The following is a 21,326-nucleotide window of genomic DNA, read 5'->3' as shown; positions in this document are numbered from 1 at the left end:
CGCATCGCTCAGGGCATGAGTGGCGTGCGACCGGGGCCTGCCACCGGAGGGACGCGGCTCAGAAGTCGCCGCCCCCGTCGAAGAAGTCGCCGACCCCGTCCAGGAAGTCCCCGCCTCCGGAGAAGAAGCCGCCGCCTCCGCCCCAGTCGCTGTCGTGGTGGGAGCCCCAGCCGCCGTAGTTGTGGCCGCCGCCCATCAGCAGCCCTCCCAGCAGCAGCGAGCCCAGGTCGAGCCCGCCTCCCGAGCGGCCGTAACCGCCGGAGTAGGAGTAGCCCTCACCGGAGCGCGGGCCCCACGAGCTCGATGACGAGCCGCGCACGTCGGCCTCGGCCAGGGCCTGGGCCTGGGCGATGAGCGGCTCGGCTGCCGCGACCTCTGCCAGAGCCGCCACCGGGTCGGTGGTCTGGACACTGGTGGCGGCCGTGGCGTGACGTGCGGCCTCGCTCAGCGCTGTGCGCGCCGAAGGGCCCACCGCCCCGCGGTAGGTGGTGATGTAGGAGGTCACGGACTCCACCTGGGAGTTGAGGCGGGCCAGGCGCGAGCCCAGGGAGGCCCGGGCGCGCGAGTCGTTCTCCTCGCGCTCGCGGGCCGGGGCCAGGGCGGCGTCGATGGCGGCCTCGGCCCGGGCCAGGTGGTCCAGGGCGGCCAGGGGATCGCCGGTCGGGTTGGCGCCGCTGGCCTGACGGCCCTGCTCGACGGCGGCCTCGGCGTCGGCCACGAGCGGGGCCAGGGTCGCCGCCGGCACCGAGTCCTCCAGACGCTTGGCGTCCACCAGGTCCGAGGAGATCGAGGCGATGGCCGCCTCCAGATCCTTCGCCGCGCTCTGGAGGCGCTCGCGGGCCCCGGTGACCTGGGCGGCCAGCTGGCCGGCCTGGGCGATGGAGCCCTGGGCGATGCGCACCTGCTCCACGGCCGTCGCGTCCTGGGAGGCCTCAACGCTCGCGCGGGCCTGGTCCAGGGCGGTGCGCCCGGCGGCCAGCAGGCGGCGGGCCTGCTCGGGGGCCTGGGCCACGCTGGTCAGGGAGGAGGCGGGGTAGGCGGCACTGAGCGTCACCAGGATCGTCTCGGCCATGACGATGGCCTGCTCGGTCTCGTCGGCCCGCTGGGCGGTCTCGGCGATCGACGTCGGCAGGTTCGCCTCGATGCCGCGCCGCTTGTTGAAGGCCTCCTCCTGGGCGCGGATCTCACCGACCGCCTCCGAGCAGCGCTGGAGGATCTCGGTGTACATCTGGCGCTGCTGCGGCTCGGTCTCGGGGATGTCGTCGTCGAGGATCTTGCGCAGCTCGAAGCACCGCGACAGGTGCTTACGGGCGCTGTCCAGGGCGGCGGTGAAGGCGTCCGTGGCGGACAGGCCGAACTGCGCCTGCGCGTAGGACAGCTCCTCGGCTGCGGCGCGCACCGTGTCGTCGGCCTGGACCAGGGCGCTGCCGGCCTGGGTGCGCAGCTGCTCCACCGTCATCGCGGCGGGCCCTGATGCCTGGTCCGCCGGCGCGCCGCCCGAGGCGGCCTGCTTCTTGCGCTTGCCGAACAGCATGTCGTCGTTCTCCTTGTTCTTCCTGCGCTTGTACACCGTCCAGGCGGCGGCCCCACCGGCCGCCACCGCGCCCCCTCCCAGCAGCACCGGAAGGGCTGAGGAGCCCGAGCCCCCCGAGTTGTGTGAACTGCCTGAGCCCGAGGAGCCGGATATGTTCTCCGGGATGGCCGCCACGGCGTCGTCGTAGCTGCCCGCGCTCAGCTGCTTCTTGAGGGCCGAGTCGATCCGCCTGTAGTCAGACTCGGAGAACTTCGAGGAGTTGCTGTGCGCCTGCAGCTTGTAGCTCTTCGAGGCCGAGCCGTCGGCGGGGATGTTGATGACCAGGAGCATGTCGTCGCGTCCCAGCTTCGTGTCCTTGAAGGCCTGCTCGGCGATCGCGGAGGCCTTGCGGCTGGAGTCGGAGACGGTCAGCACCCACAGGCCCACGCCGTGCTTGGAGGACATCGTGTCCACGGCCTGCTGGGCCTTGGAGGCGTCCAGGATCCCGAGCTCGTCGGTGACGTGCTGGCTCAGGGTTGTCGATGCTGCCGGGAGGGCTCGGGGCGCGGCCGCCGACACGGCCGACGCCGCCGGGATGGAGGAGGTGAGGGCCAGGGGCGCGGAGCCGGCCGTCGTCGGCGCGGCCGCGGCGCTCGCCGAGAGCCCCAGCAGCCCCAGGACGGCCGTCGTCGCAAGGCCGGAGAGGGCCATCTGGTGCCAAGGACGGGGGTGCGGGGACTGTGGGTGCTTCATCCGGGCCATAGTCCCCGCAGGGCGCCGGTGTGAGCAAGTCGTTTCGCCTCAGGCGGCACGTGTGAGCCTGTCGCCCGTCACGAGCAACCGAACCACCGGCAGAATGTCACCCATGACAGACATGCTCACGATCACCGTCATCGAGCCCGAGGAGCTCGCGCCCGTGGGGCGCCTGGGGGAGTGGCTCTTCGCCGAGGGGGCCGCGCTGCGCATGGTGCGCCCGTGGCAGGGCGAGGCCATCCCGACCCTCGAGGAGGTCGGTGACGGCCTCGTCGTGCTGGGCGGATCCATGAGCGCCCACGACGAGGCCGACCACCCCTGGCTGGCGGATCTGCGTGAGCTGCTGCGCGGCGTTGTCGCCGACAACATCCCCGCCATCGCCATCTGCCTGGGCGCCCAGGTGGCCGCCGAGGCCCTGGGCGGCACCACGGCCGTGCCGGCGCTGGGCAATGACGAGGTCGGCGTCGTCGAGCTGACCATCACGCCGGCCGGCGAGAGCGACCCGGTCTTCGGGCAGGTGGCCGCCGAGGCCGTCCGCGCCGCCCACCGCGCCGGGATCTCCACCTCCGACGGAACCCGCCTACCCGTCATCGTCTCCCACTACGACGCCGTCACTCACCTGCCCGAGGCTGCCACCCTCCTGGCCTCCTCCGACCGCTCCCCGGTGCATACCTGGCGGGCCGGCCGGCTCCTGGCCTTCCAGCACCATCCCGAGTCCGACCCGGCGCGCGTCGCCTACTGGCGCACCCGCGACGCCCTGAACGAGCAGGCCGGCACCATGGACACAGCCTCGCTCAAGGCCGCTCGCGACGCCCTGGAGGTGGCTGCCGGGAAGAACGCCGCACCGGGCGCCGCCGGAACCCACGGGGCGACCGCTGCGGACCTGCCCGAGGCGGCCGCGAGCGCCGGGGCCGCCGCCCGTGAGGAGGCAGAGAGGGTGGATCCCGTCATCCAGGCCTTCGGCCGCACCCTGGCGCGGGTCCTCGTGCGCAACGTGCGCGCCCGCCGCCTGGCGCGTTGAGCCGGCCTGCTCATCGCCGCCGGGCTCACCGAGGCTCGGCGGCCTCCGTGCGGGTCCGGCGCCAGCGGGCGAACAGGACCAGGAAGAAGATGATCTGCAGGCCGAACACCCCCGCGTCGCCGACGATGAGCATGCCCATCCGGAGTGGGGACATGTGGCTGCCCACAAGGTTCATGTGCATGGGGACGAAATAGGCGAGGAGCAGGGCGCTCGTAATGATGAGTACGAGGAACTGCTGACGCAGTGACAAGGGGGACTTGCCCCGGGTGGCGAGTCGGTGACGTTCATGTGACATGGTTCATGCCTCCTCGGCGTCGATGATGGCGTATGCGTATCCCTGCTCGGCCAGGAATCGTTGGCGGTGGGCTGCGTACTCCTGGTCGGCGGTGTCGCGGGCGACGACCGTGTAGAAGTGGGCCTGGCGGCCGTCCTCCTTGGGGCGAACGATCCGACCGAGCCGCTGGGCCTCCTCCTGGCGCGAGCCGAAGGAGCCCGAGACCTGTACGGCCACGCTCGCCCCGGGCAGGTCGATGGAGAAGTTCGCGACCTTGGACACCACCAGTGTACGGATATCTCCGGAGCGGAAGGCGTCGTAGAGGCGCTGACGCTCGCGCACCGTTGTCGAGCCGGTGATGACGGGGGCGCCCAGGTGCTCGGCGATCTCGGTGAGCTGGTCCACGTACTGGCCGATGACGAGGGCCGACTCGCCCTCGTGGCGGGCCAGGAGGGCATCGATGATCGGCAGCTTGCGCGGGGAGGAGGCGGCCAGGCGGTAGCGCTCCTCGGGCTCGGCGGTCGCGTAGGCCATGCGCTCACCGGCGTCGAGGGTCAGGCGCACCTCGGTGCAGATCGCGGGGGCGATCCAGCCCTGGTTCTCCAGGTCCTTCCAGGGGGCGTCGTAGCGCTTGGGACCGATGAGGCTGAAGACCTCGTCTTCACGGCCGTCCTCGCGCACGAGGGTCGCGGTCAGGCCCAGGCGGCGGCGCGCCTGCAGGTCCGCGGTCATCCGGAAGATCGGGGCGGGCAGCAGGTGGACCTCGTCGTAGACGATGAGCCCCCAGTCGTGGGAGTCCAGCAGGTCCAGGTGCGGGTAGACGCCCTTGCGGCGGGTGGTCAGCACCTGGTAGGTGGCGATCGTGACGGGGCGGACCTCCTTGCGCGAGCCGGAGTACTCGCCGATCTCCTCCTCGGTCAGGGTGGTGAAGCGCATGAGCTCCTCCTTCCACTGACGCGCCGAGACCGTGTTGGTGACCAGGATGAGCGTCGTCGTCGAGCTCTTGGCCATGGAGGCGGCGCCCACGAGGGTCTTGCCGGCCCCGCAGGGCAGGACGACCACGCCCGAGCCCCCCGCCCAAAAGCTCTCCACCGCCTCGGTCTGGTAGGGGCGCAGCTGGAAGGTGCCGGGGGAGTCGGTCAGCGTGATGGGGTGGGCCTCGCCGTCGACGTAGCCGGCCAGGTCCTCGGCCGGCCAGCCCAGCTTGATGAGCACCTGCTTGAGGTGGCCGCGCTCCGAGGGGTGGACGATGACGTCGGCCTCTCCGAGCCGGGTCCCCAGCAGGCCCTTGGTGCGCTTGGAGCGCATGACCTCCTCCAGGACCGGCACGTCGGTGGCGTGCAGGACCAGGCCGTGGGCGGGGTCGGTGAGGAGCTGGAGGCGGCCGTAGCGGCTCATCGTCTCGGCGATCTCGGTGAGCAGGGCGTGCGGCACCGGGAAGCGCGAGTAGGTGATGAGGGTGTGGACGACCGTCTCCGCGTCCAGGCCCGCGGCGCGCGCGTTCCACAGGGCCAGCGGCGTGATCCGGTAGGTGTGGATGTGCTCGGGGGCTCGCTCCAGCTCGGCGAAGGCGGCGATGGCGCGGCGGGCCTGCCCGGCCTGGGGGTGGGCGACCTCCAGGAGGACGGACTTGTCGGACTGGACGATGAGAGGGCCGTCGGGTGCCGACGGCGCCGAGGACGCAGGGTCGCTGGGCGTAGCGGACATGGGCGGGAGTATCCCAAGTCGGGGCGCCGCGGCGCCGTGACGGAGGAGACGTTCCTCTTCCAGCGGGAGGCGCTACAAGGGGCCAGAAACGGTGACATCTGCGGGCTCGTGTCCACATCGGTGACAAAGGCGCGAGATGGACTCCATCCTGCGAAAGAGAACCGCATGATTCTGCGGTTTGCGTTGCCGGCATCGGGGGTGGTCGGGTCCCTTTGTCACCGATGTGGACACCGGCGCCCTCTCCGAGGACCGGGCAGGTCTCCTTCCATAGGATGAGGTATCCAATCGAGCGGACTGTTTAGGGTGGCGGCATGAACAACGAGCTCAATCAGACTGGAGGCGACCGAGAGGACTCCGGCGCCGGTCAGCGCGGTCGCAGGGCTGGCTGGTCGGAGGTCATCGAGGAGGCGTTCAAGCCGGCTCAGGGGCCGGCGACGCCGTGGTTCTGGCCCATGGTCTACGGCACCATGCTGGGAGTCGCGATGGGTGTGGCGGCACCAGGGCCCTGGTTCCTGTGGCTGCCGGTGGGGTGGGCGATGGGCCTGTCCCTCGGAGCCGTCTTCAAGACGAGTGAGAAATCGGAGTCCTCCGAGGAGGCCGAGGGAGAGTAACTGGCACTGCTAGTTGGCGCCGATCCCCGCTTGTAGGCCGGCCTTCTCACCCCGCCCACTCTGTCAGCGAGTGGGCGGGGGCGTATTTTGGTGCGGATGAGCCCTTCCGCCTCCACCCAGGACCTCGCCGTGCACCTGACGGCGCTGCCGGACCGCGAGGTCGCCGCCCTGCTGGTGGCGCGCCCCGACCTGGCCGCGCCGCCGTCCTCCTCCTTCCTGGCGCTGGCGACCCGCGCGGGGGGCCCCGGCAGCATCGAGCACGCCCTGGCCGGGCTGGACGCACCGACGCTGGCCGTGGCCGAGGCAGTGGTGGCTCTCAGTCGGCCCAAGGGGGCAGGGGAGGACAACGGAGCCGGGCCGACCGAGACAGCCGAGCACGGGCGGGCCGATGGGACCGGCGGGACCAGTAGAGCCGGCGGCGAGCCGGCTGGCGATCTCCCAGGCGACCCGGCGGACCCGGCCGACCCGGACAGTGCTGACCTGAACGGGCTGGTCGCCGCCCACCTGCCGCTGTCAGCCGAGCAGGTCACGGAGGCGCTGGGGCACCTGCGCCGGCTGGCACTCGTCGTCGGGGGCAGGCCCGTGGCCGCGCTGGAGGCGGCCTTCGGGCCGCACCCCTTCGGCCTGGGGCCCTGGGCCGCCGAGCCCCTGAGCGCCGAGCACCTGCCACCCACCCTGGAGGAGCTGAGCGAGGACGCCGCTGGCGATGGCAGCGAGCCAGTCATCCCGGCGGCCTCCGTGGAGATGCTCCAGGCCCTCACCTGGGGGCCGCCCGCCGGCACGCTGCGCTCGGGCGGCACCGCGCCGGGGGCGGCCCCGCTCGTCGAACGCGGCTGGCTGGAGCGCAGCAGCGACGCCCGGGGGCGCACCCGCTTCATCCTGCCGCGCCAGGTCGCCCTCGCCCTGCGCGGCGGCCGCCTGACCCGCGGGCCCCTCACCGCCCCCGAGGCCGGCGACCTGGAGACGGTGGGCGCCGATGTCGTCGCCTCCGAGTCCTCCTTCCACGCCGAGGAGGCCGTCCGGCTCGTGGCCGATCTCCTGGAGGAGTGGGGCCGCGAGGGCGGGACGATCCGCCGCACCGGCGGAGTGAGCGCGCGCGCCCTGGCCCGCACCGCCGACGCCCTGGGCCTGGAGGTCGACGCGGCCGCCCGCATCATCGAGATCACCGCGGGCGCCGGGCTCCTGGGGCTCGACGACGACGGCGCCACCTGGGTGCCCTCCTCCCTGGCCGCCGGCTGGCTCGCCGACAGCCTCCCCCAGCGCTGGGCGCCGCTCGCCCTGGCCTGGTCGGGCAGCGCCCGCACCCCCTGGCTGGCGGGCACGCGCGACGACGACGGAACCCTGCGCGCCGTCCTCGACCCGGACCTGGAGGCCGGGTGGGCGGCGCGACTGCGCGCCCAGGTGCTCGCCCTCCTGGGCGACCTCCCACCGGGGACCAGCGCCACCCCCGCCTTCGTGCGGGCGGCCCTGACCTGGGAGGGCCCTCGGCGCACCATCCCCGGAGGGGCGATCTCCGCGGTCCTGGTCGAGGCCGAGACCCTCGGGATCACCGGCGGCGGCGCGCTCACCGAGGCCGGCAGGATCCTCGCCCGACGGGCGGCGGCGAGTCTCGACGAGCAGGACGCGGGACTCAGCGGCAGCCTCGGTGGCACCAACCGCGCCGAGGAGGCGGGCGGCGACGCGCTCGCCGAGCCTCTGTCGGATGACGAAGCCCTCACCGCCCTGGAGACGGCGCTCGCCGCGGACCTGCCGGCCGCCGTCGAGACGATCCTCGTCCAGTCCGACCTCACCGCCATCGTCCCCGGCCGGCCCGCCCCCGAGCTGGCCGCGCTGCTGGAGCGCACGAGCGTCGTCGAGTCGCGCGGCGGGGCGCTCACGGTGCGGTTCACGCCCGAGTCGGTGCGCGGCGCACTCGACGTCGGCTACCGGGCCGAGGAGATCACCCAGGCGATCGGCCGCTACAGTCCCACGCCCTTGCCGGACTCCCTGAGCGTGCTCATCCAGGACGCGGCCCGTCACCACGGGGCGGTGCGGGTGCGGGCCGTGTCCGCGCTGCTGCGGGTTGGCGACGAGGCCACGGCCGCCGGGCTCCTGGCCGAGCCTCGCCTGCGGGACCTCGGTCTGGATGAGGTGGCTCCCGGGATCCTCGTGGCCACGGCGAGCGCCGGACAGGTGCTGCGCGAGCTGCGCGCCACCGGGCTGGCGCCGGTGACCGAGGACGCCGACGGCCACCTGGTGGTCGGGCCGGCCACCGCGCAGCAGGCGCGCCGGGCCCCCGAGCCGACGCGTCCCGGCAGCGAGCACTCGGTGCGGCGGCGTCGGCCCGGGAGGCGTGAGCTGACGACCCTGGTGGGGCGGCTGCGTGTGGGGCAGGATGCGCTGCAGGCCGCCGGGGAGACGGCTGTGGCCACCGACCCGGTGCACGCCTTGGCGGTGCTGCGCCAGGCCCAGTCCTCGCGCTCGCGGCTGCGGCTGAGCCTGGCCGGTCCCGACGGCGCCGTGCAGGAGCGGCAGGTGCGGGTCATGGCCGTGGAGCCCGGGCGGGTGCGCCTGCGCGACGTCGTGCGCGAGACCGAGCTGACCGTGGCCGTCCACCGCATCGTGTCGGTCGAGGCCGAGTGACGGCAGACGTTAGTGACCGTCTGAAGGCAGCATCCCGTCGAATGCGCTAGTCGTTGCTGAACCTGGTGCTGTCGGCGAGTTTGAGCCAGACGACCCCGGCGATGATGACGGCGAGCCAGATGGCCTTGGCCGCTGTGAAGGTTTCATCGAAGAAGACGGGGCCGAGCACTGCAGACCCGACAGCGCCGATTCCAGCCCAGACCGCGTATCCAATGCCGACATCGATTCGTTTGAGCGCGACGCTCAGGAAAAACAGGGTGCAGAGGAAGAAGACGAGAGCGACCAGGGACCAGGCGAGGTGAGTGAATCCTTGACTGCCGTTGACGCTCAGGGCGTATCCAACTTCGAAGGCTCCGGCGAGGAGCAGGGCGGACCACGGACCTGCCGCGCTGCGTCCGGTGGTGGGCACGGTGTTGTCATTGGTTGTTGTCATGATCATTCCTTTCGGGTGTGATGTGAATGAAGAGTCAGACGGTTCCGGCAAGGTTCAGTCCGACGACTCCGATAATGACGATGGCGATACCGAGGAGTTTTCTCCATGTCAGTTTCTGCTTGAGGAAGATTGCGCCGAAGATGACGATCCCTACGCCGGCAAGTGAGGTCCACAGGGCGTAGCCGACGCCGACATCAAAGGTGAGGAGGGCGAGACTGAGGAAGAAGGTGGCGATGGCGCCGCTGATCAAGGTTGCGATGGTCCAAGGGATGTTGCGGAAGCCTTGGGCTTTTCCGGCGGCGATACCGACCGTGACCTCGAAGATGACGGCGATCGTGAGGTAGATCCACTGCATGACTGGTCCTTTCTGAGATGTCAGTTTCGGATGTTGTGAAGGGCAAGAAATCGGATGAACGGTTCAGTGTCACCGGAGACGCGGAGTGGTCGCATGAGGGTATTGCGCAGTGAGTCGGTGATGTCGAATGCTGGATAGCTGTACCGGTAGTCAAAGCCGAGTTCAGCGACTTGGTCGCGGTCGACGGCGACTCGGATATCGGCGATTCGGGCATTGACGGCATGTCGGTAGCACATGCCGCACGGTTCGCCTGTTGCCAGGATGGTGGTGCCTCTCAAGTCGGTTCTCCCACTTGATGTAAGGGCATCGCGGATCGCCGTGATCTCTGCGTGAGCGCTTGGGTCGCCCGTTTCCTGGACACGATTGACGCCGAACTCGGAGATCACCTGCTGCCCATCAACGATGACCCCTACGAAAGGGAGTCCTCCGCTCTCCACGTGGGTGATTGATCGCACGACTGCCTGCCTCATTATCTGTTCCAGGTGGTTCGTCATAGCTCGCATCCCCTTGAAGTTGCAAGTGCGTCCACGGTCTCTTTTAGTCGTGTTGCACTGGGGGTGCCTTGAAGTGGGGTGCCGCCGATGATGATTCCGGGAACGGCTGTGATCCTCATGGTTTCGGTGGCATAGGCGAGGTCCGCCTGATGCTGACGTCTGCGTTCGGGGCTCGCTATGGCCTCTCGAACGGAGGTTTCCTCCAGGCCTAAGGAGCTGGCGATATCGACAATGACTTCCTCGTCCCCGATGTTGCGATCGTCCTGAAAGAACGCCTGGAACATCGCATGAGAGTACGCTTCGGCGATATTGCGCTCGTGCGCGAGCTGCAGTACGAGGAATGCTTTCTCAGTGCGAGGCTGAGGTGACACGCTCGGCAGGCGAACGGGGATCCCGACGCGGTCGGCCATCGGATAGACAATGTCATTCCATATGCGCGGTAGATAGTCGTCCTCCGGCCTGAGGGTCGGAACTGGGGTGGGGCGCAGCTCGAGTGGACGAATATTGACTTCCACGTCCCGGTCTCGCCTCAGTTCTTCGAGGGCGGGTTCGACCAGGAAACAGAATGGGCAGACGTAGTCAATGAATACGTCGACAGTGGTGCTCATGATGTCGAGCCTCCTTAGTTGCATGTACATGCATGTAGTGGAGTGTTGGGTGGTGGTTTGTGTGTCGTGTGAGCTGACGGTGCGGTTTCTGCTAGGGGGTCAGGTCTGCGATGGTGTGAAAAGCTCGACCTGCAGTGCCAGGTGCTCTGATGGCGGGTGGGGTTGTCAACAGGCCGGCGAGCTTCTCGCTGTAGGGCGTGGCCAGCTCATGCGCAAGGTCGAGGCCGGCCTTGGTGATGACTGCGTAGACGCCGCGGCCGTCCTCGGGGCACGTGTCGCGAGTGACGAGACCTTTGAGCTCCAGTCTTCCTACGAGCCGTGTCGTTGAGCTCTGATTAAGGCCGACTCGGACGGCTAGGTCCGAGATCCGCAACTCGTGGTCCGACGCCCTGCTGAGGAGTGCCAGTGCTCGATAGTCGGTGAGCCCCAGTCCGTGACGCTGAGACAGCCACAGGTTGAGTGAGGTCTCGATTCGTCCGACTGTTGCGACCACCGTTGCCCATGAATCGCCCGGCTCAGTCAAGGTGGGCACCTCTCTGGGATGGACGACATGTATTCATGTGCATGCAAGTAGATTAGGGTAAGCGGACATCGTCGTCAAGGGCGGCATGAGGTGTGCCCAGGCCAACCCGCGCGGGCCGGGGCAGTTCCAGGAGCCTCCCCTACACTGGCCGGGTGACCGACACGATCGACTCTCACACCAACACCGCAGGCGCGCCCGCGACCGGGACCGACTCGGGTTCTCCGGCGGGCGCCGCCACCGGGGCGCGCACCTCCACGGCGACCCTTGAACGCCCGGCTCCGGGCGCGGCCTCGGCCTCTCCGACGCCGGCCCCCGTGCCTCGCGCCGGCGCCCTGCCGACCCCCAGCCAGCAGGCCCAGGCCGCCAAGGACAAGCCCCTCACGTCCCCGGCCGCCATCGAGCTCGCCCGCCACGCTCTGGAGGAGATCACCGACCCCATCACCGTCGGCGAGTACCTGGCCGCCGCCCCCGAAGCCGAGCGCCTCGTCACTCACCTGTTCGACTGCACCCTGAGCGGCTACCGCGGCTGGCGCTGGGCTGTCACCCTCAGCCGCGTCCCGCGCAGCCGCACCGCCACCGTCTGCGAGATGGCGCTCCTCCCCGGTGAGGAGGCCCTCCTCGCGCCCGCCTGGGTCCCGTGGGCCGACCGCCTCGAGCCCGGCGACATCACCCGCTCAGACCGCCTGCCCCGCAAGGAGACCGACGAGCGCCTCGAGCCCGGGTGGGAGGCCACCGGTGAGGACGCCGACGCCGTCGCCCTGGACCAGCTCGACCTGGGCCGCCCCCGGGTCCTGAGCGCCCAGGGCGTCGCCAGCGCCGCCGAGCGCTGGTACGGCGGCGATCACGGCCCCGACGCCGAGGGCGTCCGAAAGGCCCACGCCACCTGCTCCACCTGCGGCTTCTTCCTACCCATGGCCGGTGCCCTGCGCGCCATCTTCGGCGTGTGCGCCAACGAGTGGGCCGCCGACGACGGCAGCGTCGTCTCCCTGGACCATGGCTGCGGCGCTCACTCCGAGACCGACCTGCCCGACCAGGGCCCGGAGTGGCCCATCAACCCCTCACGGGTCGACGACCACCTCATGGTGCCGCTGAGCACCAACGGGCTCGACCTGCGCGAGGGCCGCAGCATCGCCGAGCTCGCCGCCGAGCAGGCCGACGACGTCGACAGTGAGACCGACGACGCCCCCGCCGAGGACGCGGCAGGCGCTCCCGGTCGGGGAGCCGATGCGGAGTCCTCCGCGCGGGACGCCGACGCCCCGGCCGACGCAGACCGGGCCACCGCTGACTCCGACGGCCCCGTTGACGAAGCCGACAGCGCTGACACCCCGGACGCTCCGGACGCCGAGGAGACTGAGGGCAACGCCTCTGGCGCGGACGCCACCACTTCCGCGGCCGAGGAGCGGCCGGCGGCGGAGTCCAGGAAGAAGCCCGGGAAGAAGTCCGCCTCGTCTGAGCAGAAGCCCGCTGCGAAGCGCTCCCGCCGAGCGGCCACCTCGACGCGCCGCCGTCGCACGGCCGACTCGCCGGAGGAAGCCTCCGCGGAACGCAGTAGCCGCCTGGTGGGGCTCGACCTGGGAGACCTTGAGAGGGCGACCGCCACGGCATCGGCCTCATCGGCCCCCGATGCCGCGAGCGTCGCTGAACCCCTCGCGGCGACCGCGGAGTCGTCCTCACCGGCCCCCGCCGGCGGTGAGCCCAGTGACACGCCCAGCGAACGGGCCGCCTCGGCCCGTGCCGCCGTCGCCGGCCTGTCGCTGGCCCTCGGGGTCGACGCGCCGCAGGACGAGGCGGCCTCCGACGACACCGAGAATGCTGAGGCCGGCGCCTCCGCGGAGCAGGCGCCACGGACCCTTGCCGAGCTCGAGGCCATCCTGCCCAACCGTTCCTGACGCCGCGCAGCCGCAGCGCGTCATCATGCCTCAGCGAGGCGCTTGGCGGCTGCCAGCACCTCATCGAGCATCGCCTCGGTGAGCCGACCGGTGAACGTGTTCTGCTGGCTGGGGTGGTAGCTGCCGAGCAGCGTCACCGGCCTGCCGTCGGGCCTGGTCAGCTCCGCCGTCGCCCCGTGGCCGAAGCGCGGCTGCGGGCGGGGGATGACCCAACCGGCCTCCCGGGTGACCCGCAGCACCGCGCCCCAACCGATCCCGCCCAGCGCCAGTAGCACCTTGACCTCAGGCATGAGGGCGATCTCGCGGGCGAGCCACGGCGCGCAGGTGGCGCGCTCGACGGTCGTCGGCTTGTTGGCGGGCGGGGCACAGCGCACGGCGGCGCCCATGCGCGCCCCGATGAGCCGCTGCCCGTCACCGGCCGCCGTCGAGGTGGGGGACGTCGCCAGGCCTGCCCGGTGGAAGGCCGCCCACAGCCAGTCCCCGGAGCGGTCGCCGGTGAACATGCGGCCGGTGCGGTTCGCCCCATTGGCCGCGGGTGCCAGCCCGACGACGTAGATGCGGGCATCCGCCGACCCGACGCTCGCCACTGGTCGCCCCCAGTACGGCTCATGGGCGAAGGAGGCGCGACGGCCGGTCCGGGCCACCTCCTCACGCCAGGCCACGAGCCGGTCGCAGGCACGGCACACCGTGATCCGGGCGTCGAGCGCGGGCAGATCCGACGATGCACCGGCCAGGTGCGCCACGTCGGAGGCCGATCGGGCCATGGGCGTGGTGGCGGTGGCGGGATCATCGGGCCATCCGGTCCCGGGAGGGACCGGGGAATCGAAGAACGCTCCGGTGATGGGGTGCGGATCGGCCATGTCCTCATTGTGGACGCGTGGAGCGCACCATGGGCCGGCTTCTGTCACCGGCGAGGGGCCGGCCCGCTCATCGCCAAGCGGCCCCGTAGGGGCTGACGGCGAGCCGCATCCCCCTGGGGTCGCGCACGAAACCGGCCTGACGCAAGAGGTCGCTCACGGTGGGCTCCAACGTGGTGACCCCGTTGAGGGACTCCACCACTGTGCGGCGCCTGACCGCCGCGGCCCCTTGGCGCGCAAACATCCGCTGCCTGTCGGCCGCCAGCGCGGTTAGGGCGCGCACCAGATCCTCGCGCTCGGACGTGTAGGAGATGAGGACCTTGAGGTTCTCCGAGGCGTAGAGCACCGGGGTGCCACCCAGCACGACGACGCTCGCCCCCTGGCGCCGGACCGGCGGGCCACTCGTCTCCTCGCTGCGGTCCCCGGTCGGCTCGCCGAGGCCTGTGGGCAGCACCGGTTCGGGCCACGGCACCCCGCGCCCGACGAGACAGGCCGGGTCCTTGAGATCGAGCACGACCGGTGTCGCCGTCGTGCCGACGGGGCCGTGGCTGAGGGACCGCAGCCGGTCAACGCTCTCCCGTTCGGCGAACTGCGCCGGCCCCAGGCCCTCAATGAAACCGCCGCGCAGAACCACCCCGGTCTCCTCCATGCGTCGCAGCACCGGCATGAGCGGCACGAGCCCTCCCGCCCCGCTGAAGGCCAGGGCGAGGTCGCGGCAGACGACCCCGTAGCGGTCCAGCAGTGACTCCACCTCCGTGATCGCCCGCTCCTCATCGCCGGCTGGTGCGCAAGACAGCCTCACCCAGGAGGTGGAGGCCAGAACGGAGGACAGCCGTCCGGCTGCCGTCACCTCCCCGGTGCGCGGCGTCTCCATCATGAGGCGACGGCCCCGGCGGCTGCGCACCCGCCGTGAAGACGGGGAGGTGCGCGTCCCGGCGGCGGGCGCCAGTGCCCGGCGCACCGCCTCGAAGGAGCGGCCCGTGGCGGCCCCTTCGCGAACCAGCTGCCAGAGAGCCTCCTCGGTGACTCCCGTCTCCCGGTCCGCCGGCGCCTCCGGCTCACCCGGCGCGATCGCCTTCCCGGCAACCGGTGTCAGGGCGGAGTCCGTGGGGAAGAAGGCGATCTCTCCCGGTGCGGGGACGTGGCCGGCCCCGGTTCTCACCCGGGTGGGACCGGACCGGGATGCGGCATCGCCGATGGGCCGCGCCTGCCAGACGACCTCCCCGGAGGCGATGAGCTCATCGAGCATGGCCGGCCGGTAGTCGACGACCCTGGCGGGCAGCACCACCGACTCCCACAGGCCGGCCGGCAGCCACACGCCCTCCAGTGCCGCCAGGGCCTCCGCTAGGGCATCAACACCGCCGCCCGGCTCATCCAGCCCCGCCCGCTCCAGCACGAGACGCTGGAGAGCCGCGGGCGGCACCGGCGCGACGGCGGCCCGCGCCCGGGCCAGGGAGCGGTTGCGCACCCGGGCCAGGACCGCCGGCTCCATCCACCCCGCGGCCCCCAGGTCCACGAGCGAGCCGGCCCCGGCCAGCTCGGCCAGGGCCCCCGCCGCCACCGCCGCCCCCAGCCCGAAGGCTCGTGCCACGCGCTGCGGCGTCACGGTCGTATGGGTGCGCGCGTAGCGCAGAAGCAGGTCGTTCAGCGGTGAGCGGGCCGACGCCGTCCGCTCGACCGCACCACCGGCCCCGGCCCGCTCCAGCGCCCAGTCGGGGACCTCCACTCCCAGGGCCAGCCGAAGATCCGGGGCGTCCTCGACCCGGGCCCACAGCTCCCGTCCGCCGACCCGCACCGCGGTGGCTCGGCGGGCCCCGGCCAGCTCGGCAAGCGCCCGTTCGACCGTGCGCTTGTCCCCGCGTTCGACGTCATCGCCGGCCCCGCCCGCGCCGTCGCCTCGCGTATCCTCCCCCGGATCCCGCCCGCTGACGTCGGTGCACCGCTCGGCCAACTCGGCCGCACTCAACGGGCCCAGCTCACGCAGAAGATCGGCGACCCCCTCGGCGTCGGCGCGCACCCGCCGGCCGGGGGCCAGGTGCTGGAGCTCGGCCTCCACCTGGGCCAGGACCTCGTCGTCGAGCAGCTCCGCGACGCCGCCGTCGCCCAGCAGGGCATCGAGCGCCTTGGGGTCCAGGGAGAGCAGCTGGGCCCGGCGCTCGGCGTGGGGCAGGTCCTCCTGGTAGATCAGGGTGCTCGCGTACCCGAACAGCAGCGGGTGGGCGAAGGGCGACGGCTCACTGGTGACGGCCTCGACGACGCGTACCCGGCCGGAGGCGAGACGCTCCATGAGGTCGGTGAGCGCGGGCAGGTCGTAGTACTGCTGGAGGCACTCGCGCGCCGCCTCCACGCTGACGGGGAAGTCCTGGAACTGGCGGGAGGCCTCGAGCAGCTGTCCGGCTTTGACCCGCTGCAGCCACAACGGCGTGCGGTGCCCCGGGCGGGTGGTGGGCATGAGCAGGGCTCGAGCGGCGCACTCGCGGAACCGGGCCGCGAACAGTGCCGTTGTCTCGATCCGGCTGCGCACCAGGGAGGAGATCTCCGCGGCGTCGAAGGTGATGAGCCCGGCCCCCGGGAGGCCGCCCTCAACCGGTGGGATCTGCAGGACGATGCCGTCGTCGGCCACGATGGTCTGCGGGCGCACCCCCAGGAGCTGGTGCACTCGCTCCCGGATCGCCATCGCCCAGGGCTCGTGAACGCACCGACCCAGCGTGCTGTGGATGATGATCCGCCAGCTGCCGGACTCGTCCTCATAGCGCTCCAGGACCAGGGTCTCGTCCGTCGGCAGGGTGCCGGTGGCTCGGTACTGCTCGCGCAGCAGCGCCAGCAGGTTGCTGCGGGCATGATCATCCAGCCCCGCCTCCGTGAGCCGGCTCCGCAGCGCCCGCTCGCCCTCCGACTCCCCGGCTCCCGCCTCCGACGGCAAGGAGGCCTGAGCCTGACGCAGGAAGACGCCCTTGGCGAGCCCGGTGGCCGCAGGTCTCCCCAGCCCCTCGCCCTTCCAGAACGGCAGGCGGGCGCTGCGTCCCTCGGCCGGGTCGACGACGACGCGGTCCCCCGTGATCTGGCGGATCCGCCAGCTCGACGTCCCCAGCGTGATGACATCGCCCGGGCTGGACTCGTGCACCATCTCCTCGTCGAGCTCCCCGACCCGCCGCCGCCCGGGATCCTGCGCCCCCTCGGGCAGGACGACGGGGAACATCCCCCGGTCCGGGATCGTGCCCGAGGATGCCACCGCCAGCCGCTGCGTGCTGGGCCGGGCACTGAGCTCACCGGTGGCGCGGTCCCACACGATCCGTGGCGAGAAGTCCGCCAGGTCCGCCGAGGCGAAGCCACCGGCCAGCAGCTCCAGGACCGACTCGAAGGCCGAGCGCGGCAGCGAGGAGTAGGGGGCCGCCTGCGTGACGGTGGCGAACCAGGCGTCAGCCGTCAGCCCCTCCGCCACACTCACCGCGGCGACCGTCTGCTGGGCCAGCACGTCCAGGGCGTTGGACACCAGCTCCGTGCGCTCGATCGCCCCGGCACGCATCCCCTCGGCGGCGACGACGGCGTCCACCAGGTGAGTGCGCTCCACGGGGTAGATGACGCCGCGCGGCCGCCCACCCACCCGGTGGTCAGCGCGCCCCACCCGCTGCAGGCCCGCCGCGACCGAAGGGGGCGGCGCCACCTGGAGCACGAGGTCGACCGAACCGATGTCGATGCCGAGCTCGAGCGAGGCCGTGGCCACCACGCACCTGAGCTCACCCGCGGCCAGCTCCCGCTCCACGCCCAGACGCTGCTCCTTGGAGACCGACCCGTGGTGGGCCTTGGCGATCACCGGGGCGCCCGCCGCCAGGGGCTCGGTGTGCGAACCGGTTCCCATCTCCCAGGACTCCCGGTGAACCGGCACCTGCGGCGTCGGCGCCGCCGCCCCGAGACGTGCGGCGTAGGCCTCGTTGAGGTGTGCGGTGAGCCGCTCGCAGGCGCCCCGGGAGTTGACGAAGACCAGCGTCGTGCGGTGGGCCAGGATCTGGTCGAGGATCGCCTTCTCCAGGTGCGGCCAGATCGAGGCCGACACCCGGACGGGCACCCCCGCACCGGGCTCGTCAGCCCGCCCCGCCGCCATGGCTCGGCCCAGCGCTTTATCGGAGCGCCATGCCTGCGAGGACCCCGCCCGCCCGAGCCCGGAGGGCCGGGAGCCGCGGCCGCCGCCCGCGCTCGTGGGGGCTGCCAGGGCCCGTTCCATCCGGGTGCGGCGGTCCGAGATCGCCGGGATGCGGGCTATGTTCTCCACCGGCACGGACACTGTGACCTGCGGCGTCGCCCGGCCGTCGTCGGAGATGATCGTCACCGGGTGCGGCCCTCCGAGGAAGCGGGCGACCTCCTCAGGGGGCGAGACGGTGGCGGACAGGCCGATTCGCTGCGCCGGGCGCCCCAGGAGGTCATCGAGGCGTTCCAGGGACACGGCCAGGTGCGTGCCGCGCTTGGAACCGGCGAAGGAGTGGATCTCGTCGACGATGACCGTCTCCACCGTCCGCAGTGTTTCTCGCGCGGCACTGGTGAGCATGAGGTAGAGCGACTCCGGCGTCGTGATGAGGATGCTGGGCGGATGGCTGCGCAGCCGACGACGCTCCCGCGCGGGCGTGTCCCCCGAGCGCACGCCCACCGAGATCGGACGGGTGGGGCCGACGGCGGAGATTCCCGCCAGCGGCCGGCGCAGGTTGCGTTCGACGTCAGCTCCCAGCGCCTTGAGCGGAGAGACGTAGAGGACCCGCACGCCGTCGGCCTCGGCCGGCGCTCGCCCTGACGCCGCCTCGGTCCCCTGCTCCTCCGCGGCCGGCTCCCGTCCCAGGCGGTCGATGGCGGACAGGAAGGATGCGAGCGTCTTGCCAGAGCCGGTGGGGGCGATGACCAGGGCGTTCTCACCCCGACCGATCGCGGCCCAGGCCCGCTCCTGCACAGGGGTGGGGCCGGTGGGGAAGGCGTCGAGGAACCAGGTGCGGGTGGCCGAGGAGAATCCCGCCCAGCCCGGCTCATGCGGTCCCGCAGCGGCAGCCGGGTCCCTTGCTGTCTCGGTCACTGCCATCACCTCCTCCCGTCCGGTCTCACCGACCATCCTTCCACGAGGGTGTGACGGTCATTCCGGGGCTTGAGCGACGGGGCGAGCGCTGGCGGGAACGATGACGGCATCGCTCAGTTTCGCTCAGCGCGTGATGATCTGGAAGAATGCCGCCGTGAGCACACGTACCCCGACGAAGACCTCATCTTCGTCCACTCCCAGCAGCGCATCCCGGCTGGATCGGTTCTTCCACATCACTGAACGCGGTTCGACCATTTCCCGGGAGATCCGTGGCGGCATCGTCACCTTCTTCTCGATGAGCTACATCCTCGTCCTCAACCCCGCGATCCTGTCCAAGGCGAGCCCTCCGGGATCCGAGGCCCAGCTCGCCGCCGGCACCGCCTTCGTCGCCGCGGTCATGACGATCCTCATGGGGATCGTCGCCAACTACCCGATGGCCCTGGCCGCGGGCCTGGGGATCAACGCGATGGTCGCCTACACCCTCGTGGGCACTCAGGGCATGACGTACGCCGACGCCATGGGCCTTATCGTCATCGAGGGTGTCATCATCCTCGTCCTGGTGCTGACCGGCTTCCGGGAGGCCGTCTTCAAGGCCGTCCCGGACCAGCTCAAGACCGCGATCTCGGTGGGTATCGGCCTGTTCATCGCGCTCATCGGCCTGGTGGACGCCAAGATGGTGCGCCGCGGCGGCACCCCTCTGGAGCTGGGGCTGGGAGGGTCCCTTCAGGGCTGGCCGGTCCTCGTCTTCCTCTTCGGGCTCTTCCTCATGGTGGTGCTCCACGTGCGCAAGGTCCGTGGCGCCATCCTCATCGGCATCGCCTCGGCCACGCTCCTGGCCATTGTCATCGACGCCGTCGCCCACCTGGGCCCCTACAACGACGAGACGATGCCCGGCCCCGACAACCTCACCGGGTGGTCCCTGTCCGAGCCGCGTCTGGACGGCCTTCCGGTGGACCTGCCGAGCCTGTCGACGCTGGGCCACTTCAGCCTGCTGGGCAGTGTTCACAAGGTCGGTATCGTCTCGGTGATCCTCCTGGTCTTCTCCCTGCTGCTGGCCGACTTCTTTGACACGATGGGCACCATGGTCGCCATCGGTGCCGAGGGTGACCTGCTCGACGAGCACGGCAACCCGCCCAAGACGCGCGAGATCCTCGTCGTCGACTCCCTGGCCGCCATCGCCGGTGGTGTCGGGGGCGTCTCCTCCAACACCTCCTACGTGGAGTCCGCCGCGGGTGTGGGGGAGGGGGCCCGCACGGGTCTGGCCTCCGTGGTCACCGGCTGCATGTTCGCCCTGTCCATGTTCTTCGCCCCGGTGGTCAAGATGGTCCCCTACGAGGCGGCCACCCCGGCGCTCGTGGTGGTCGGTTTCCTCATGATGATGCAGGTGACCGACATCGACTGGAAGTCCCCGGAGATCGCCCTGCCGGCCTTCCTGACCATCATCATGATGCCCTTCTCCTACTCGATCACCAACGGGATCGGGGCCGGCTTCGTGGCCTACCTGGTCATTGAGGTGGCTCAGGGACGGGCGCGGAGGATCCACCCGCTCATGTGGGTGGCCTGCGCGATGTTCGTCGTCTACTTCACCCTCGCCCCGATCAAGGCGATCCTCGGCGTCTCCTGACGAGGGCCGACTGCCTCCGGCGGGAGCGCCGGAGGCGGCTCCTCATTGGGCGCTGATGGTGTAAGTGTCCATATCTGCAGCAAAGGCTGCGAACGGCCTCGCTCCTTCGCAAGAAAACCGCATGATTCCGCGGTTCCTGCTGGTGAGGTGAGTGGCGTTGAGTCCCCTTTGCTGCAGATGTGGACACTCCTGTTTCTGCGGACGACTTTCCGCTCCTCTTCACCTGTGCCTCGCGCCCCGGTACCGGGGCGTCTTCGCGTACCTCGGGGCGCCGACGAAGGGCGGAGACAGTGGTTCTGCTCAATAACTGAGCCGGGCCGCGCGCGGTGGTTGGGTGTTCACCATTGGTTGAGGATGGTGGGGTAGGTGTCGGGGGTGCCGAAGGTGAAGATGGCGCCGTTGGCCACGGGAACGGTTCGGGTGGCCAGCTGGGTGGCGCGTTGGTAGTGGGGTGAGTCGGAGGCGAAGAACATCTTCCAGCCCGGAACGTAGAAAAAGGGGTACGGCTTATCTCTGTTGAGGTTCTTGATGGGGTGGTCGCTTCTCGACAGGCCTCCAATGATGTTGGGGGTGAATACACTTGCGGTGGTGTGCATGAGGGTGTCGGCCAGGTCCTCACTGGCGTCCAGTGCAGACCCGAGCGCCTCTCCGGTCATCAGACCGATGCCGGCGTTGCCGGGGCTGGGTTTATTGAAGCTCAGTTCGAGCTTGTTGCCCTGGTTGATCTGTCCGGAGAAGGCTGGGGCGAGGCTGAAGTGTGGGTAGCGGGAGGTGGTTTGAGCGTCGTGGATGTACTGGAGGAGGTAGTCCTGGGTGATGGGTGGGCCCTGTTCGGCCTCTTGGGGGCTGTCGGCGGTGGGGCGCCACAGGCCTAGGGAGGGGTGTAGGGGCCTGATCTGTTGGATCCACTCCCAGACCCGGCGTCCCTCTGATACTGGGGCATCGAGCGCTCGTCGTCTCATGTGTAGGTGCCACCCCATGGTTGT

At 71.0% G+C, this 21,326-nt stretch carries 16 protein-coding genes; 5 read left to right on the top strand and 11 right to left on the bottom strand.

Going from position 1 to position 21,326, the window contains the following annotated elements; all coding sequences use genetic code 11:
* Window positions 1-58: 58 nt before the first annotated feature.
* Window positions 59-2,266, bottom strand: coding sequence for a TPM domain-containing protein (locus FBF36_RS12195; protein ID WP_138137641.1), 2,208 nt, complete (start codon window positions 2,264-2,266; stop codon window positions 59-61).
* Window positions 2,267-2,378: 112 nt separating this feature from the next.
* On the opposite strand from FBF36_RS12195, the gene FBF36_RS12190 reads away from it, so the two are divergent.
* The gene (locus tag FBF36_RS12190) at window positions 2,379-3,287 is read left to right on the top strand and encodes a type 1 glutamine amidotransferase (RefSeq protein ID WP_138137639.1); all 909 of its coding nucleotides are present in this window, start codon (window positions 2,379-2,381) and stop codon (window positions 3,285-3,287) included.
* A 25-nt stretch (window positions 3,288-3,312) separates the two neighbouring features.
* Here FBF36_RS12190 and FBF36_RS12185 read toward each other — a convergent pair whose 3' ends face one another.
* Both FBF36_RS12185 and FBF36_RS12180 read right to left on the bottom strand, forming a co-directional pair.
* Window positions 3,313-3,582 (bottom strand): hypothetical protein, encoded by a 270-nt coding sequence (locus FBF36_RS12185; protein WP_225792375.1) that lies wholly within the window; start codon window positions 3,580-3,582, stop codon window positions 3,313-3,315.
* A gap of 3 nt (window positions 3,583-3,585) precedes the next feature.
* The gene (locus FBF36_RS12180) at window positions 3,586-5,268 is read right to left on the bottom strand and encodes a DNA repair helicase XPB (protein WP_009394011.1); all 1,683 of its coding nucleotides are present in this window, start codon (window positions 5,266-5,268) and stop codon (window positions 3,586-3,588) included.
* Between the two features lie 311 nt (window positions 5,269-5,579).
* On the opposite strand from FBF36_RS12180, the gene FBF36_RS12175 reads away from it, so the two are divergent.
* Together FBF36_RS12175 and FBF36_RS12170 are read left to right on the top strand one after the other, a co-directional pair.
* Window positions 5,580-5,879 (top strand): hypothetical protein, encoded by a 300-nt coding sequence (locus FBF36_RS12175; RefSeq protein ID WP_009394014.1) that lies wholly within the window; start codon window positions 5,580-5,582, stop codon window positions 5,877-5,879.
* Window positions 5,880-5,975: 96 nt separating this feature from the next.
* Window positions 5,976-8,501: a helicase-associated domain-containing protein gene (locus tag FBF36_RS12170; protein WP_225792374.1), complete on the top strand. Its 2,526-nt coding sequence runs from the start codon at window positions 5,976-5,978 to the stop codon at window positions 8,499-8,501.
* 46 nt (window positions 8,502-8,547) lie between these two features.
* Here the strand turns inward: FBF36_RS12170 and FBF36_RS12165 are convergent, their stop codons facing one another.
* From FBF36_RS12165 to FBF36_RS12145, 5 genes are all read right to left on the bottom strand, one after another.
* Complete coding sequence (locus FBF36_RS12165; RefSeq protein WP_225792373.1) at window positions 8,548-8,934, bottom strand: DMT family transporter; 387 nt, start codon at window positions 8,932-8,934, stop codon at window positions 8,548-8,550.
* 34 nt (window positions 8,935-8,968) lie between these two features.
* Window positions 8,969-9,289 (bottom strand): DMT family transporter, encoded by a 321-nt coding sequence (locus FBF36_RS12160; RefSeq protein ID WP_009393143.1) that lies wholly within the window; start codon window positions 9,287-9,289, stop codon window positions 8,969-8,971.
* 20 nt (window positions 9,290-9,309) lie between these two features.
* Window positions 9,310-9,783 carry a nucleoside deaminase gene (locus tag FBF36_RS12155; protein ID WP_009393142.1) on the bottom strand — a complete coding sequence of 158 codons (474 nt, stop codon included), beginning with the start codon at window positions 9,781-9,783 and terminating at the stop codon, window positions 9,310-9,312.
* Window positions 9,780-10,391, bottom strand: coding sequence for a DsbA family protein (locus FBF36_RS12150; RefSeq protein WP_034490751.1), 612 nt, complete (start codon window positions 10,389-10,391; stop codon window positions 9,780-9,782). The genes FBF36_RS12155 and FBF36_RS12150 overlap by 4 nt, the downstream gene beginning before the upstream one ends.
* 91 nt (window positions 10,392-10,482) lie before the next feature.
* Window positions 10,483-10,884, bottom strand: a complete 402-nt coding sequence (locus FBF36_RS12145) for a MarR family winged helix-turn-helix transcriptional regulator (RefSeq protein ID WP_225792372.1) — start codon at window positions 10,882-10,884, stop codon at window positions 10,483-10,485.
* A gap of 182 nt (window positions 10,885-11,066) precedes the next feature.
* On the opposite strand from FBF36_RS12145, the gene FBF36_RS12140 reads away from it, so the two are divergent.
* Window positions 11,067-12,803, top strand: coding sequence for a DUF3027 domain-containing protein (locus tag FBF36_RS12140; protein WP_138137633.1), 1,737 nt, complete (start codon window positions 11,067-11,069; stop codon window positions 12,801-12,803).
* Between the two features lie 23 nt (window positions 12,804-12,826).
* On the opposite strand, the gene FBF36_RS12135 is transcribed toward FBF36_RS12140, so the two are convergent.
* Complete coding sequence (locus FBF36_RS12135; protein WP_138137631.1) at window positions 12,827-13,663, bottom strand: uracil-DNA glycosylase; 837 nt, start codon at window positions 13,661-13,663, stop codon at window positions 12,827-12,829.
* A gap of 67 nt (window positions 13,664-13,730) precedes the next feature.
* Window positions 13,731-18,722, bottom strand: coding sequence for a DEAD/DEAH box helicase (locus FBF36_RS12130; protein ID WP_192574975.1), 4,992 nt, complete (start codon window positions 18,720-18,722; stop codon window positions 13,731-13,733).
* Between the two features lie 94 nt (window positions 18,723-18,816).
* On the opposite strand from FBF36_RS12130, the gene FBF36_RS12125 reads away from it, so the two are divergent.
* Window positions 18,817-20,340 (top strand): NCS2 family permease, encoded by a 1,524-nt coding sequence (locus FBF36_RS12125; protein ID WP_009394431.1) that lies wholly within the window; start codon window positions 18,817-18,819, stop codon window positions 20,338-20,340.
* A 338-nt stretch (window positions 20,341-20,678) separates the two neighbouring features.
* Here FBF36_RS12125 and FBF36_RS12120 read toward each other — a convergent pair whose 3' ends face one another.
* Window positions 20,679-21,302: a hypothetical protein gene (locus tag FBF36_RS12120; protein WP_009394402.1), complete on the bottom strand. Its 624-nt coding sequence runs from the start codon at window positions 21,300-21,302 to the stop codon at window positions 20,679-20,681.
* Window positions 21,303-21,326 lie beyond the last annotated feature (24 nt).

It is taken from the genome of Actinomyces sp. oral taxon 171 str. F0337, from assembly GCF_005696555.1.
Taxonomy (GTDB): domain Bacteria; phylum Actinomycetota; class Actinomycetes; order Actinomycetales; family Actinomycetaceae; genus Actinomyces; species Actinomyces oris_E.
Note: the sequence above shows the minus strand (reverse complement) of the source record. Positions and strands in the feature narration are given on the sequence as shown.